Annotated in this window: 13 protein-coding genes; 12 read left to right on the plus strand and 1 reads right to left on the minus strand. The window is 39.4% G+C overall.

What is annotated here, in order from left to right:
- The first annotated feature begins 58 nt into the window (after positions 1 to 58).
- From R2R35_RS16990 to R2R35_RS17030, 10 genes are all read left to right on the plus strand, one after another.
- Positions 59 to 793 (plus strand): DnaJ domain-containing protein, encoded by a 735-nt coding sequence (locus tag R2R35_RS16990; RefSeq protein ID WP_317731024.1) that lies wholly within the window; start codon positions 59 to 61, stop codon positions 791 to 793.
- A 167-nt stretch (positions 794 to 960) separates the two neighbouring features.
- On the plus strand, positions 961 to 1,410 hold the full coding sequence (locus tag R2R35_RS16995; protein WP_317731025.1) for a MarR family winged helix-turn-helix transcriptional regulator: 450 nt from the start codon (positions 961 to 963) through the stop codon (positions 1,408 to 1,410).
- Positions 1,411 to 1,427: 17 nt separating this feature from the next.
- Positions 1,428 to 3,155 (plus strand): ABC transporter ATP-binding protein, encoded by a 1,728-nt coding sequence (locus R2R35_RS17000; protein WP_317731026.1) that lies wholly within the window; start codon positions 1,428 to 1,430, stop codon positions 3,153 to 3,155.
- Between the two features lie 50 nt (positions 3,156 to 3,205).
- On the plus strand, positions 3,206 to 5,113 hold the full coding sequence (locus R2R35_RS17005; protein WP_442872297.1) for an ABC transporter ATP-binding protein: 1,908 nt from the start codon (positions 3,206 to 3,208) through the stop codon (positions 5,111 to 5,113).
- Between the two features lie 648 nt (positions 5,114 to 5,761).
- Positions 5,762 to 5,830, plus strand: coding sequence for a hypothetical protein (locus R2R35_RS24745; RefSeq protein WP_442872298.1), 69 nt, complete (start codon positions 5,762 to 5,764; stop codon positions 5,828 to 5,830).
- A 118-nt stretch (positions 5,831 to 5,948) separates the two neighbouring features.
- Positions 5,949 to 7,085: a sodium ion-translocating decarboxylase subunit beta gene (locus R2R35_RS17010; protein ID WP_317731027.1), complete on the plus strand. Its 1,137-nt coding sequence runs from the start codon at positions 5,949 to 5,951 to the stop codon at positions 7,083 to 7,085.
- A gap of 129 nt (positions 7,086 to 7,214) precedes the next feature.
- Entirely contained in the window at positions 7,215 to 8,627 is a 1,413-nt protein-coding gene (locus R2R35_RS17015; protein ID WP_317731028.1) for a GNAT family N-acetyltransferase, read from the plus strand.
- A gap of 69 nt (positions 8,628 to 8,696) precedes the next feature.
- Positions 8,697 to 9,158, plus strand: coding sequence for a peptide-methionine (R)-S-oxide reductase MsrB (msrB, locus tag R2R35_RS17020; RefSeq protein WP_317731029.1), 462 nt, complete (start codon positions 8,697 to 8,699; stop codon positions 9,156 to 9,158).
- An 80-nt stretch (positions 9,159 to 9,238) separates the two neighbouring features.
- Positions 9,239 to 9,568 (plus strand): helix-turn-helix transcriptional regulator, encoded by a 330-nt coding sequence (locus R2R35_RS17025; protein ID WP_317731030.1) that lies wholly within the window; start codon positions 9,239 to 9,241, stop codon positions 9,566 to 9,568.
- 70 nt (positions 9,569 to 9,638) lie between these two features.
- Positions 9,639 to 10,514: a methionyl aminopeptidase gene (locus R2R35_RS17030; RefSeq protein WP_317731031.1), complete on the plus strand. Its 876-nt coding sequence runs from the start codon at positions 9,639 to 9,641 to the stop codon at positions 10,512 to 10,514.
- Between the two features lie 311 nt (positions 10,515 to 10,825).
- Here the strand turns inward: R2R35_RS17030 and R2R35_RS17035 are convergent, their stop codons facing one another.
- Complete coding sequence (locus tag R2R35_RS17035) at positions 10,826 to 12,073, minus strand: NAD(P)-dependent oxidoreductase (protein WP_317731032.1); 1,248 nt, start codon at positions 12,071 to 12,073, stop codon at positions 10,826 to 10,828.
- A gap of 269 nt (positions 12,074 to 12,342) precedes the next feature.
- On the opposite strand from R2R35_RS17035, the gene R2R35_RS17040 reads away from it, so the two are divergent.
- On the plus strand, positions 12,343 to 13,374 hold the full coding sequence (locus tag R2R35_RS17040; protein ID WP_317731033.1) for a LacI family DNA-binding transcriptional regulator: 1,032 nt from the start codon (positions 12,343 to 12,345) through the stop codon (positions 13,372 to 13,374).
- Between the two features lie 549 nt (positions 13,375 to 13,923).
- Positions 13,924 to 14,889, plus strand: a complete 966-nt coding sequence (locus R2R35_RS17045) for an ABC transporter permease (protein ID WP_317731034.1) — start codon at positions 13,924 to 13,926, stop codon at positions 14,887 to 14,889.
- Positions 14,890 to 14,933: the final 44 nt, after the last annotated feature.

Consider the following 14,933-nt stretch of genomic DNA (forward strand, 5'->3'; position numbering starts at 1 on the left):
ATTCTATAGTAATTGGCAGTATCCCGGGTGAGCCTGAGATATGCATTGGAGGTAATTTATGATATATGATCCATATAAAATCCTGGGAGTAGCACCGGATGCAACTGCCGATGACATTAAGAAAGCTTATCGTGCCTTAAGCCGCAAATATCATCCTGATGCAAATATCAATAATCCCAATAAAGATCAGGCAGAAGAACGATTTAAAGAAATACAGGTAGCTTATGACCGAATTATGAAGGACCGGGAAAATGGTAACTATACCGGCAGCAGTGCCTATGGTGGAAATACCTATGGTCAGGGGTCTTATGGGGCAGGAGGTTTTGGAGCCGGTGGTTTTGGAGCTGGTGGGTATGGACAGGGAACCGGCGGACAGAACTACGGTCCTTTTGGTTCTGGGAATACCGACAGCAGCTCCTCCTCCTATCAGAACCCGGAGGATATGAGAAGACTCAGGGCAGCAGCTAATTATATCAATGCAGGCAATTACAGAGAAGCCATGACGGTACTGGATTCCATAGGAGAAAGAGGAGCTATCTGGTATTATTATGCCGCAGTTGCTAATCAGGGACTTGGCAATAACATAGGAGCATTAAATGCTGCCAGACAGGCAGTTGCACTAGATCCCGGGAACCCCTCCTATCGCATGCTGCTGCAGAGAATGGAAGGCGGGGGAATATGGTATGAAAATATGGGAAGCGGATACGGAAGGGCAGCACAGGGAGCAGGCAGTGTCTGTACCACCTTATGCTGGATGACACTTTTATGTAATTGCTGCTGCAGGCCGTATTGATGGCAGGTTATACGATATGCAGCGGGCGATTGCAGAGTTATCATTTCTATGATTACCGCAGTATGGTAAAGAATGAAGTATTGACTTTATAAAAAAAATTTTATAAAATAGTTGTTAGACATCTAACTAATTGGATAACAAATAAAGAATGGATATAGGTATGGATTATGTGTAATAAGGGACGTCCGGAGGATTACGGATATCACATTCAAAAGCTCGGGAAAAATATAAAATATCTGGCAGATGAAAATCTGATAAAACATGGCATTACCTTTGAACAAGTCAGGGTAATGCGTTTTCTTGACGGCTATAGTAGTGATAATCCTGCGAATCAGAAGGATGTGGAGATTATGTTTGAGCTGAAACGCTCCAGTGTCACGAATATTCTTCAAAATATGGAGAAGCATGGCCTGGTTACACGAAGCGGAGATGTGTTGGACGGAAGAATTAAAAAGGTCTGGCTGACAGAGAAGGGGAAAGAACTATATCTGCATTTAAGAAGTTATCTGGTTATGTTAGAAGAAGTTATCGTTCAGGGAATGACGGAAGAAGAGAAAGATATGTTTCGGCTTCTGCTTAAAAAGAGCATTCAGAATGTAGAGACTTTTATGAAATAGCAGGAAGGAGAATGTCAATGTATAAGAAAATACTTGGCTGTGTTGGTGAATATAAGAAATACACCATTTTGACACCGCTGGTTATGATCGGGGAAGTAATAATGGAAATTCTCATCCCTTTTGTTATGGCCAGCATGATTGATAAAGGTATATTGGGAGATGGGGGTATCAGCTATATTGTTAAGATGGGAGCGCTTATGGTAGTTATGGCTCTTATCTCCTTAAATTTCGGAAGGATGGGAGCAAAATTTGGAGCGAAGGCGGGTATGGGCTTTGCCAAGAATTTAAGAAAGACTATGTTTGACAAGGTGCAGGATTTTTCCTTTGCAAATGTGGATAAGTATTCTACCTCATCGCTGATCACAAGACTTACGACAGACGTAACAAATACACAGAATGCATTTATGATGATTATCCGTATGGCAGCCCGGGCTCCGGTAATGCTTATTGGAGCAACCATAATGGCTGTTATCATTAACAGAAGCCTGTCAGTGGTATTCCTGGTAGCCGTTCCTCTTCTAGGAATAGCACTTGGAATTATTCTGGTGAAAGCGCATCCAAGATTTGTAGCTATGCTTGGGCTGTACGACCGAATGAACGGAGACGTACAGGAGAACCTGACTGGTATCCGCGTGGTGAAAGCTTTTGTCAGGGAGCCGCAGGAAATAAAGAAATTTGAAGCTTCTGCGGATGCTGTTAGAAAAGCTCAGATTTTTGCTGAGAAGCTGATTATATTAAACGGCCCTATCATGCAGTTAAGTATGTATGGCTGTATGATAGCCATTCTTTGGTTTGGCGGAAATATGGTTATTGACGGTCAGTTTGAACTTGGTCAGTTATCAAGCTTTATCAGTTATATCTCACAGATTCTAATCTCACTTATGTTAATTTCCATGATATTTATTATGGTTGTAATCTCACGAGCTTCCATGACACGTATTTATGAAGTCCTGTCAGAAGAGATAGACCTTACAGATACAGGGGCTGATAAGGAGTTAAAGGTTGCTGACGGTTCCATAGAATTTAAGAATGTATCCTTTAGTTATTCCAGGGATAAAGAGAATACTACTCTTTCAGGCGCTAACTTTACCATTAAACCCGGTGAGACCATCGGTATCATTGGAGGCACCGGTTCATCAAAAACTACTCTGGTACAGCTTATTCCCAGACTTTACGATGTGCTGTCGGGAGAAATTTTAGTTGGCGGAAGGAATGTAAAAGACTATACCTTAGAGCATCTGAGAAGTGAAGTAGCTATGGTATTACAAAAAAATGTGTTATTTTCCGGTACCATCATTGACAATTTGAGATGGGGTAACAAGGAAGCGACAAAAGAAGAAATAATGGAAGCCTGTAAGGCAGCACAAGCCCATGATTTTATTTCCGCCTTCCCCGAGGGTTACGATACCTGGCTGGGTCAGGGTGGTGTCAATGTGTCGGGTGGACAGAAACAGCGGTTATGTATTGCAAGGGCGTTACTTAAGAATCCTAAAATAATTATTCTGGATGACTCCACAAGTGCGGTCGATACGGCAACGGATAAGAAAATAAGAGATGCTTTAAAGAGTAAGCTAAAGAATACTACAACTATAATCATTGCACAGAGAATCTCATCCGTCAGTGAGGCCGACAGAGTACTGGTATTGGATGACGGTGAAGTGAATGCCTTTGATACTCCAAAAGCGCTAATGGAAACCAATGCAATCTACAAAGAAGTATACGAATCCCAGCAGAAAGGAGCATAAAGATGGAAAAACAAAAAGAACAACAGAATGGATTTCTGACAGAAGGCTCTATGGGAATAGAGGATAAAAAGAAGAAAAAGAAGATGATAAAACCCGGCAGCAGGCCTAAAAATGCAGGTAAGACCTTAAAGAGAATCTTTCTATACATGTCTGCTTACCGATTCCGTTTAGGTTTGGTGTTAGTAGGTATAGCCATCAGTTCCCTGGCACAGATAGCAGGAACTGCTTATCTGAAGACAGTGGTGGATGATTATCTGGCACCACTCTTAAAAGAATATGACAGTTCCTTATTTCAGGGCTTTGTTAAGACACTGTTCATCATGGCTGGCATATATCTGGCAGGAATCTTATCAACGTATATTTACAGCAGGATAATGCTCAGTATTTCAACTGGCACATTATACCGTCTCCGTACAGACCTGTTTAAAAAGATGGAATCCTTGCCGGTTAAATATTTTGATACCCATCCCCATGGCGATGTTATGAGCCGTTACACCAATGATACGGATACGATCAGAGAGCTTTTCAGCAATACCGTTGCAAACTTTATAGCATCTGCTATCAGTGTGACAGGTGTATTCATCATGATGCTCTACTTAAGCTGGCAATTAACCATACTGGTAATCCTTATGGTAATTCTTATGGTATTTATCATCAAGAACATAGGGAAACGAAGCGGTTCACGCTTTAAAGCACAACAAAAATACTTAGGTGAAGTAAACGGCTATATTGAAGAAATGTTCGAAGGACAGAGGGTTGTTAAGGTATTCTGCCATGAGGAAGAATCCAAAGAGCAATTCAGGGAAATGAATGATAAGCTTTGTGAGGCTGCAACCAGCGCCAATGCCTCTGCCAGTGTATTGATGCCTATTATGGGTAATCTTTCTTATACACTGTATGCAATAACAGCGATATTTGGAGGTATTCTCTCACTTGGCGGCTATTTGACCATTGGTGCGGTCGTTGCGTTCCTTCAATATACCAGAAATTTCTCCATGCCCATAACACAGATGTCACAGCAGTTTAATTCCATACTGGCAGCCTTAGCTGGTGCGGAGAGAATCTTTGATATGATCGATGAAGAACCAGAAGTGGATGACGGTTACGTAACGCTTATCTATGCAAAAGAAAACAGTGATGGAACTCTCTCAGAAGCCACTGGGAAGACTGGAATCTGGGCTTGGAAGCATCCTCATCAGGATGGTACCATAACTTATACCAGGGTAAAAGGCGAAGTGGAATTTGATAATGTAACCTTTGGTTATGTTCCGGAGAAGACGGTATTAAACGGTGTATCCCTCTATGCAAAAGTTGGACAGAAAATCGCCTTTGTAGGCTCTACCGGTGCCGGTAAGACTACCATTACGAACCTGATCAACCGTTTCTATGATGTACCCGATGGTAAGATTCGTTATGATGGCATTAATATCAATAAGATTAAGAAAGATGATTTAAGACGGTCCCTTGCCATGGTATTACAGGATTCCCACTTGTTTACCGGGACGGTTCTTGAAAATATTCGCTACGGAAGACCTGATGCTACAGATGAGGAAGTGAAGGCAGCCGCCAAATTAGCCAATGCCCATTCCTTTATCAAACATCTGCCAAAGGGTTATGATACGCTTCTGACAGCTGATGGTGCAAACCTGTCCCAGGGACAGAGACAGTTGCTTACCATTGCCAGAGCTGCAGTGGCTGATCCCCCGGTACTGATACTGGATGAAGCGACTTCCTCTATTGATACTCGTACAGAAGCGCTTATTGAAAAGGGGATGGACGGACTGATGGAGGGACGAACGGTATTTGTTATCGCTCACAGATTGTCTACTGTACGTAATTCTCATGCTATTATGGTTTTGGAAAATGGTCAGATCATTGAAAGAGGAAACCATGAGAGCCTGATTAGCCAGAAAGGTAAGTATTATCAGCTTTATACGGGGATGTTTGAATTGTCGTAGAAAGAATTGGGCTGTATTAACGGAAGATAATAAAGGGGTTGTTTATATGTTTTGCTTTTCGAGGACCCTTATTCTACTTAAGTGCCAGTAACCGTTCCTGAAGGTAAAAAAGTGCCAGACTCACTGTTAGTTTGTGAGGATGGAGGGCATTATGCTCCAGCTATTGGCACTGTTTTACCTGGTCGCGGTTTCTGACTCTTAAGTGCTAGAAGGAATCTCTCCAAGCAAAACGAGGAACATAAATCCCTTATCATCTGATTGTTGCTCTACGGTTTACTTAGAGTTGGAGGCATTAAGTGTGAAGCAGAATGGCTATTAAGGATAGAAGAAATAATTAGAGGTAGTAATTAATTGTAGTAATCATCTAAGTAAATGGATACAGCGATTCGTGTGATATAATGTAATTAATTAAAATAAGATTGACAATTAGTATAGTTTTTAGGTATTATTTAGTAAAACAGATTTTTATCCGGTTGGCAGCTGCTAATGCTGTTTCAAGTTTCGGCTTCAGGGTGGTAGCTTCCTTTCAGGAAGCTTTTTTTTATTTAATATAATACCTATTTGGGGAAGGAGGTAAGAAAGATGCCTGTGGGAGATAGCTTAATATATGCATTTTTTTGTATGTTAATCGTTTTTATTGTTCTGATTATGTTATGGGTAGTAATTAAAGCTTTTTCAGCTATTATATGTTTCATTGAAAAGCAACAAAAGAAATAAGGCTTTATTAAATGGATTAAACAGAGCCTTGAGCAGAATAAAATAAATAATATATAAGTTTTACATACACAGTAGAGAAGATTCAATCATAAATTGGAACTTCAGGAAAGAGGTCAGTATGTTAATCGATGCATTATTAAAATTATGGAATCAATCAGGATTTACCCACTTAACCTGGCAAGGGTGCGTTATGCTAGTTGTTTCATGCGTTTTAATCTATCTGGCAATAGCAAAGAAATTTGAACCTCTGTTGCTTTTGCCGATTGCTTTTGGAATACTGCTTGCTAATCTGCCTTTGACTGGTCTAATGAATGGACCTTTAAGCAGTTCAGAACCAGGAGGATTACTTTATTATTTATATCAGGGTGTAAAGCTTGGGATATATCCTTCTCTGATTTTTCTCGGTATTGGAGCTATGACAGATTTTGGACCGCTTATCGCAAGACCCAGCAGCCTGTTAATCGGCGCAGGTGCACAGTTTGGAATTGCCATAGCTTTTATACTGGCAATAGCTCTTAAATTTCTTCCAGGGGAAGCAGCTTCCATTGGAATTATAGGCGGAGCTGACGGACCTACTGCAATTTATCTTGCAACGAGACTGGCTCCGGGGTTATTGGCACCTATTTCAGTGGCCGCCTACTCTTATATGGCTCTTATCCCAATGATTCAGCCTCCCTTAATGAGAATGCTGACGACGAAGAAAGAGCGGGAAATAGTGATGGAACAGGCTCGTAAAGTATCAAAGCTTGAAAAAATATGTTTTCCTGTGATTGTCGCTACACTGTGTATTTTACTGCTTCCTTCAGTTGCACCCCTTATTGGAATGTTAATGTTTGGGAATCTATTAAAAGAATCAGGGGTAGCGGAAAGGCTGTCGGATACGGTGCAGAATGCTATGATTAATATTGTCACTATTTTTTTAGGAGTTACAGTTGGAGCAACAGCGCAAGGGGAAAAGTTTTTACAACCAGAGACGGTTAAGATTATACTGCTTGGTTTAATTGCCTTTATATTCAGTACAATTGGTGGTCTGCTGATAGCGAAAGTAATGAGTGTTCTTACAGGCGGCAGAATCAATCCACTGATAGGATCAGCCGGGGTGTCAGCCGTACCGATGGCTGCTCGTGTGGCACAAATAGAAGGGCAGAAAAGCAACCCCAGAAATTACCTGCTAATGCATGCTATGGGACCAAATGTAGCAGGTGTTATAGGGTCTGCTGTTGCAGCCGGTATATTATTGTCTCTATTCGGCTAATTGGAAGAAAACACTTGAAAAGATTGTAATTTACATAAAATGGGATATAATTTACTTGGAATATCTCTAAATATAAGGGGTTTATTCAGTGACTTTAGGTGTGCAAAAGCATACAGATAGGAACGAGGTATGAAAATAGAAAAAGCTGTACTGGGGGATTTAGATAATATTATTACAGTACTTGATGAAGTAACTTTGAGACTTCTTGAGAAAGAAATTCCTCAATGGAGTTATCCCTGGTATAGGGAAGAGATAGAAAAAGACCTTCCGTCCCAGTATGTTGTAAGAGAAGAAGGAAGTGTCATAGCAGTATTCTCACTCAAACCTCTTGATAGCTGTTTTGATAATAAGGCTCAAAGCAAAGAGGATTATTATCTGCACCGGATTGCAGTTTTGCCGGAATATCAAGGGAAAGGGATTGGTGAGAAAATCCTGCGCTTTGTACAGAAGTTTAGTATAAAGCAGGAGAGAAATATCTATCTGGACTGCTATCAGGGGAATAAGAAGTTAAGACAATTTTATGAAAAGGCAGGCTTTTATTATCAGGGGGATTATCCGGAAGAAAATTATCTGGTCAGTGTTTTTCGATTTCTATGGCAGAAGGATTCCCCGGCTAAGAATCGCTTTCGTAATGCCTGTAAAAGAAGACAGAAGGAACTGCGGGTTGCTAAATGGTCCTTACTTTCAGTCCTCCTCCTTATGCTGATTTTTGGAGGCTTTTGGATGTGGGATAATGTCTTTCATCAGAAGATTCCTTTGAATCCAGCCATTGTTGTTGGAAATACGGTTTACTGGCAGGAGGAGGGGAGCCTTCTTACGGAATTACCTTATGGTGCTACAGAAGCAGGAAAGATTGAGGATGTTTTAAAGGACGATATATGGCCTTCAAAAGAAATGCAGGCGGTAGGAATCTCTGGAAAATTAAAGGGCGAGACGGTTTATCTTGATTCTAATCATGATAAAGTTTATATAAAGGATGAGAGTAAGAATTACCTTATTTTCAGCCAGGAATTTACGGTGGCAAACAACAATTACAGCAATGGGTTTTATGAGATGCTCTTGAAAGCCTGCGGTGAAAAAGATACTATCCCACTAATGGAAATACCAGCTGATTATACCGTGGAGCAGGCAATAGAGGATAAGATTCCATATTACAAGGAAATCAATAATGGGGTCACATTTGATGGAGTAGCCTATAGCGGCATCACCAGTGAAGGTGTGGAATACATGGAAGCTTTTATGCAGAAAGCAAAAGATAAAAAAAATACATTTATAAGAATTGGTTATTTTGATAAAAATAATACTTCTATGGAAAGGTTTATAGATTTATTTTATTATAAAGGTGGTTATTATATATTTTCCGGTATTAACCCGGATATAGTCAATGCTAGGTTTTCCTACTTGATATCTGGAAAATATTACTATGATAATGTAAGCAATGTATTTTTATTGACTCGGGAGAAAGAGGATACTTCAATTCTTGATGGTGAAATAGGGATGTCAAGTATAAGTATACCGATATTTATAGAATATCAGCAATAGACTAGACGGTATAAACAGACGCTAACAGACGCATTAATAACAATGGTCATTGTAGAAAGGACTACGTATATGGAGAAGAATAATGGAAACCCAGGAAAATATAAAAAAGCTGACAAAGAATTCCTGAAAGAGAACCTGACCTCCCTTCAATACAAGGTTGTTATGGAGAATGGTACGGAGCCTCCTTTTCAGAATGAATACTGGAATAACTTTCGTGAAGGTATTTATGTTGATATTACTACCGGCGAACCTCTTTTTACCTCCAGGGACAAATTTGAATCCGGCTGCGGGTGGCCTAGTTTTACGAAACCCATTGACGCAGAGGTACTGCTGGAAAAAACGGATACCACCCATGGAATGCATCGTACGGAGGTCCGCAGCCGATTAGGAGACGCACATATGGGGCACGTATTTACGGATGGTCCAAAGGAGATGGGAGGATTGCGCTACTGCATAAACAGTGCGGCGGTTCGCTTTGTTCCTGTTGAAGAAATGGAAAAAGAAGGGTATGGACATTTGCTTCCCTTATAAGATAAAAACAGATAAAGTCTGCAACTTATATCAAAAAATAATCTGACCGATATAATATAATAGACGAAAGGAGTGAGTGTATGTCAGCAAAAGTAATTGAAACTATGGTAAACTGGATAGATGAAAATATAACAAATGATCCCACTCTGGAGAGAATGGCAGACTTTATCGGTTACTCCCACTATTACTGTTCCTCACAGTTTCATGAGGCGGTAGGAATGACTTTTAAGCAGTATGTATCGGAAAGAAGATTAACCCACGCGATTACCGATATCACCCAATCCAGAGAGAAACTTTTGGATATAGCAGTGAAATATGGCTATTCTTCTCAGGCAGCCTTTACCAGGGCTTTTGTCAGCAATTTCGGATATACACCGAATCAATGCAGGAGAGATGCTTACAGGATGTGAAAACTAACGGATGTATACTTTTTAAAATCCTGATAAGTATGTGTGTAAAAGCACACGGATGGGAGTTCGTATGGAGAAAAAAATAGGTAAAAATGATCCCTGCTGGTGCGGCAGTGGAAATAAATACAAATTTTGTCATGCAGGCTTAGATGATAAGCTTGAGGTATACAGAAGAAACGGTCATAAGGTTCCGCCAAGAAAAATAATTAAAACACCAGAGCAGATAGCAGGTATCAAGGAAAGCTGCAAGGTCAATATTGCTGTATTGGATTATGTTGGTGAGAATCTGAAAAGCGGGATGTCCACAGAGGAGATAAATCGAATGGTCCATGAGAAGACTCTCCAGCTGGGGGGAATTCCTGCGCCTTTGAATTACAATGGTTTCCCCAAGAGTGTTTGTACCTCCATCAACAGTCAGGTATGCCATGGCATTCCGTCTGAAGAAGATATTTTAGAAGACGGAGATATTATTAACATTGATGTGTCCACTATTTACAATGGTTATTTCTCCGATTCCTCCAGAATGTATATGATTGGCGAAGTCAGTGAGGAGAAGCAGAAACTGGTTCAGGTCGCCAGAGAATGTCTGGAAAAAGGGCTGGAGCAAGTGAAACCCTGGGGTTTCTTAGGGGATATGGGGCAAGCTGTTAATGAGCATGCAAAGAAAAATGGTTATACAGTTGTAAGGGAAATCGGCGGTCATGGTGTAGGTATTGAGTTTCATGAAGAACCCTGGGTAAGCTATGTCAGCAGAAAAGGCAAAGAAATGCTGTTGGTTCCGGGTATGATCTTTACGATTGAGCCTATGGTGAATATGGGTACGAATGAGATCTTTATCGATGAAGCAGATGACTGGACTGTTTACACAGCAGATGGTGCGCCCTCTGCACAGTGGGAGATCATGGTACTGGTAACGGAAGAGGGTTATGAAGTGCTTTGTTATTAGACGTGAAAGCTATTATAATTTTTACAGGGGAACGGCTAATTTCGTTCTTTCTGTTCTGTGCAAGTTGCCTGAAGTTGTATGGACGTTATGCTTTAACAATAATTTTTGTAAGAACAGCAGCTTAAAAAGGTGTTTATAAAAACATATTAGAAATTGAAAGAAGCTCTTCCTGACATTTATGAATATTTCTGTCAGTAAGAGCTTTTATATTACAAGGATTGAAGCTTATGCTTTGGGTTATGGGTAAAATTAAATGCCCGGAAGGCTTGAAATAAATGACGAACCCTTATAATTTTCCAATAAGTATCGAATTATGAATTGGGCGTCTGCTCCATGTACTCTATCATAGCTTCCGCTACGACTTTGGATACACGTACCGCCTCAACTACAGTTTTTGCACCGGTAACAACATCACCGGAGGCAAAGACTCCTTCTCTGGTGGTTCGGCCAAATTCATCGGTTAACAGCAGTCCTCTGTTATTGACATCAATACCTTTGGAATTATTTACGATGTTTCGTCTTGGACTCTGTCCAACTGCAAGAATAACAGAATCACAGAGAAAGAGTCCTTCGTTATCTTCCAGTAGCTTAACCGTTTCTTTTCCTCTTTCGTCCGTACCTGTTACTTCTGTTTCATGATATTTAACACCGGTATCGGTAATCTCAAAAGGAGCTCGGTAGAAACTGAACTTAACACCATCAAGCTTCGCATATTCTATCTCGACAGGCTCTGCTTCTATGCTGGTTTCTCCTTTTCGATAGAGAATCGTTACTTCCCTGGAGCCGTTTCTTAAGGCAGTTCTGGCAACATCCATAGCAACGTTACCGGCACCGATGATACAGACTCTTTTACCCAGTGTATAAGCATCGGGACTCTTGAGATAATCGATGGCAAAATGCACATGTCCCAGAGTTTCGCCTTTTATTCTTAAAGTATTCGGATTCCAAACGCCGGTTCCGATAAATACAGCACTATAACCGTCACGGAACAGATCTTCTACCGTAATAATAGGTCCAATCAAAGTATTGGGACGGATTTTAATTCCCATTTCAATTAATTTATCTTTAAGCTTATCCAGTACAGATTTCGGCAGACGGAACTCTGGAATACCGTAACGCAGTACACCGCCGATCTTATCATGGGCTTCAAAAATCGTTATATCGTAACCTTTGGAAGCAAGGATAATGGCAATGGTGATTCCCGCAGGGCCAGAGCCTACTATCGCTGCCTTTTTACCGGATTTTGGCACCTTAGGGCTTTCAACGTAATTCAGGTAATAATCAGAGATATAGTTTTCAACCATACCAAATTTGATGGGGTCACCTTTTCTGTTAAGTATACAATGACCTTCACATTGCTTCTCATGGGGGCATACAAGTGAACATACAACGGAAAGTGGATTATTGAGAAACAGCTTTTCTCCCGCCTCTACGATGTTTCCGTCAAGCAGCATATGAATTACTTCATTTACCGGTGTGTGAACGGGACATCCTTCTTTACACAAGGGACGTTTGCATTGCAGGCATCTTTTAGCTTCGGAAATTGTTATATCAGACATTAGGTCCTCCTCGTATATTTTAAAAAGTAAACAATTTAATTACATGTAATGAAAATGAAACTATTGTAATTCTATCACAAATAAAGTAAAATGACCAGTAAACCTTTACGAAAAACAGCGAAAAATTAAAGGACTTGACTTGATGATGTAAATTATATTATTATTACAGTGCGAAAGCGAAAATGGAGATATATAAGCTGAATTCTGCTTCTGCAATGACCATTGGTTGAAGGTGGTCATGAAAATGTTACATAATAAGGGGTCAGGTAATGAGTGAGAAGGCAATAACTGTATATGACATAGCCAGAGAAGCGGGTGTATCTCCGGCTACAGTATCAAGGGTATTGACAAATAATGCCAGGGTTAGTGAAGAGAAAAGAGTAAGAATTGAGGAAATCATTAAAAAATATGATTTTGAACCAAATGGTTTAGCCAGAAGTCTGAGCAAACAGGAAACCAAAACCATCGGAATGATGGTTCCAGATATCCGCAATCCGTACTTCTCTAATATATTTATTGAATGCGAGATGGTAGCCAGCCAATATGGCTATAATATGATTCTATGCAATACAATGAACGATCTTTCATCCGAATTGAGCCATCTTAAGAACCTGTGTGAAAAGCATGTAGACGCGATTATACAGGTAGGAGGCAATGCCGATGAAATCAAACCGGATGAAGAGTATGTGAAGTTAATCAATAAAACAGCGAAAAAGATGCCCGTGGTAGTTGGCGGTGAATTTCCCGGAGCGGAATGTTACAAGGTCTACACAGAAAAAGAACATGGAATGAAAGAACTGATAGATTACCTGTTAAGCTGCGGTCATCGGAAGGTGAATCTGGTGGGAGGACGCAATACAGTTATACCTACCGTAAGAAAGCGGGAGTCCTTAAAGAACTGTCTGAAGCTTCATAATCTTGAGCTGGCTGATGAACTTATAATTGATTGTAAATATGATATAGATGGCGGATATGAAGCGATGAAGCAGCTTCTTAGCAGTGATAACCTGCCGGAAGTTATCATAGCAGTGAATGATCAGGTAGCAATGGGTATATTAAAAGCTTGTCAGGAAATGAAAATTAAAATTCCAGCAGAGATTTCTCTGGTGGCTTATGATGATACCTCCTTTTCTGAAATAGCAACGCCTCAGTTAACCTCCGTTAACTACAATTTAAAAATGCATTCTGAAAAAATGATGAAAACGATAATTGATATAATTAGCGGCAATGAGACAGAAAAGATAAAGTCAGTTGATACCTATCTGACGATCCGTGATTCCTGTAAACATGTATTAGTTTAATTAATTAAAATAAAAAATATTGAAATGAGAAAAGACCATACTCCAGCTAGACAGAGTATGGTCTTTTCTTCGTAAAAATACTGATTTAATGGTTATTATGCTGATAAGTACAAAACGTTATTTTACTAACAATGTAGAATATGTGAAGTAAATAACAGCATTTATAAAGCATTCATAAATAAAATGTTAAAAATCACAAATATACCTCTTGACAAGAAAAAAGCTTATTGTTATAATCGTGATATGAAAGCGATTTCAATAACTACCATTACAACAGAATGCACAATTCAAAGTACGATAAAGGTAAACATGTTATTTGAATATAAATCGCATTTTTTTAATAATCACTATGAAAGCGGTTTCGTAAAAGGTATTGTTAGGGCAGAATTGCTGATAATAACATAAACAATACAATTGCCTTAAAAGCTATTATGAAAAGTATACAAGGCTAAAGCAACAGAGAATATTTTTCGTCTATGAATTTTAATGTCTGATTTTACAGATATTATGGAGAGAGGCTGGAATGAAAGTTGGATAAGGAGAAGAAGCATGAAAAGAAATCAAAAAGCAGAAGCAGCTAGCGTATCGACAGTGGGAAAGACATCATTTATCAAAAATTTATGGAAATACAGGGTACTTTGCTTCATGTGTCTTCCTGCTATTTTATTTTTCCTGGTATTTTCCTACATACCTATGCCAGGTGCGTACATTGCCTTTACCAATTTTAATTATGCCAAAGGAATTTTCGGCAGTGAATTTGTTGGTTTCGACAATTTTAAATTCCTCTTTACTTCCGGTAAGATTACAATGCTGACAAGGAATACACTCCTTTACAATCTAGCATTTATATTAATAGGAAATACACTTCAGATTTTTGTAGCTATTCTCTTAAATGAGATTAAAAACAAACACTTTAAAAAGGTCACTCAGACATTTATGTTCCTGCCATACTTTATTTCGGCAGTACTTGTAGGTCTTTTAGTTTATAACCTGTTAAATTATGATTTTGGTTTTATCAACAGTATTATCAGACAGTTCGGCGGAGATCCCATTAAAGTTTACGCCAACAAGACGGTTTGGCCCTTTATCATAGTACTTGTTCATTTATGGCAGCAGACCGGTTATGGTTCCATCGTTTATTTTGCGGCAATTATGGGTATTGATGCAGAAACAGTTGAAGCTGCAAGGGTAGACGGAGCAAACGCTTTCCAGAAGATCAAATACATCATTCTTCCCGGCTTAAAACCTACTATTATTATATTATTATTGTTCTCTATGGGTAGCATCTTAAAAGGAAACTTTGGATTGTTCTATAATATTATCGGACCTTCCAACTCCATGCTGTTCCCTACAACAGATATTATTGAAACCTATGTATTCCGTACCATGATGAATAACTTTAACTTTACTCAGGCAAGTGCGGTAGGTCTTTATCAGTCAGTTTTTGGTTTTGCTCTGGTACTTTTCTGTAACTGGATTGTAAAGAAGATTGACAGTGATTATTCATTATTCTAAATTTCGTTGTTGCTAAAAGTAATAAATGTAGAAAAGAGGTCAAA

The sequence above is a fragment of the Anaerocolumna sp. AGMB13020 genome, assembly GCF_033100115.1.
GTDB lineage: Bacteria > Bacillota > Clostridia > Lachnospirales > Lachnospiraceae > Anaerocolumna.

What these genes read in the sequence shown, in the direction of transcription:
- R2R35_RS17040 (WP_317731033.1), top strand. Translation starts at nt 12,343, where the DNA reads ATGAGTGAGAAGGCAATAACTGTATATGACATAGCCAGAGAAGCGGGT.
- R2R35_RS17035 (WP_317731032.1), bottom strand. Translation starts at nt 12,073, where the DNA reads ATGTCTGATATAACAATTTCCGAAGCTAAAAGATGCCTGCAATGCAAA.
- R2R35_RS17000 (WP_317731026.1), top strand. Translation starts at nt 1,428, where the DNA reads ATGTATAAGAAAATACTTGGCTGTGTTGGTGAATATAAGAAATACACC.
- R2R35_RS16995 (WP_317731025.1), top strand. Translation starts at nt 961, where the DNA reads ATGTGTAATAAGGGACGTCCGGAGGATTACGGATATCACATTCAAAAG.
- R2R35_RS17045 (WP_317731034.1), top strand. Translation starts at nt 13,924, where the DNA reads ATGAAAAGAAATCAAAAAGCAGAAGCAGCTAGCGTATCGACAGTGGGA.
- R2R35_RS17030 (WP_317731031.1), top strand. Translation starts at nt 9,639, where the DNA reads ATGGAGAAAAAAATAGGTAAAAATGATCCCTGCTGGTGCGGCAGTGGA.
- R2R35_RS16990 (WP_317731024.1), top strand. Translation starts at nt 59, where the DNA reads ATGATATATGATCCATATAAAATCCTGGGAGTAGCACCGGATGCAACT.
- R2R35_RS17015 (WP_317731028.1), top strand. Translation starts at nt 7,215, where the DNA reads ATGAAAATAGAAAAAGCTGTACTGGGGGATTTAGATAATATTATTACA.
- msrB (WP_317731029.1), top strand. Translation starts at nt 8,697, where the DNA reads ATGGAGAAGAATAATGGAAACCCAGGAAAATATAAAAAAGCTGACAAA.
- R2R35_RS17025 (WP_317731030.1), top strand. Translation starts at nt 9,239, where the DNA reads ATGTCAGCAAAAGTAATTGAAACTATGGTAAACTGGATAGATGAAAAT.
- R2R35_RS17005 (WP_442872297.1), top strand. Translation starts at nt 3,206, where the DNA reads ATGGGAATAGAGGATAAAAAGAAGAAAAAGAAGATGATAAAACCCGGC.
- R2R35_RS17010 (WP_317731027.1), top strand. Translation starts at nt 5,949, where the DNA reads ATGTTAATCGATGCATTATTAAAATTATGGAATCAATCAGGATTTACC.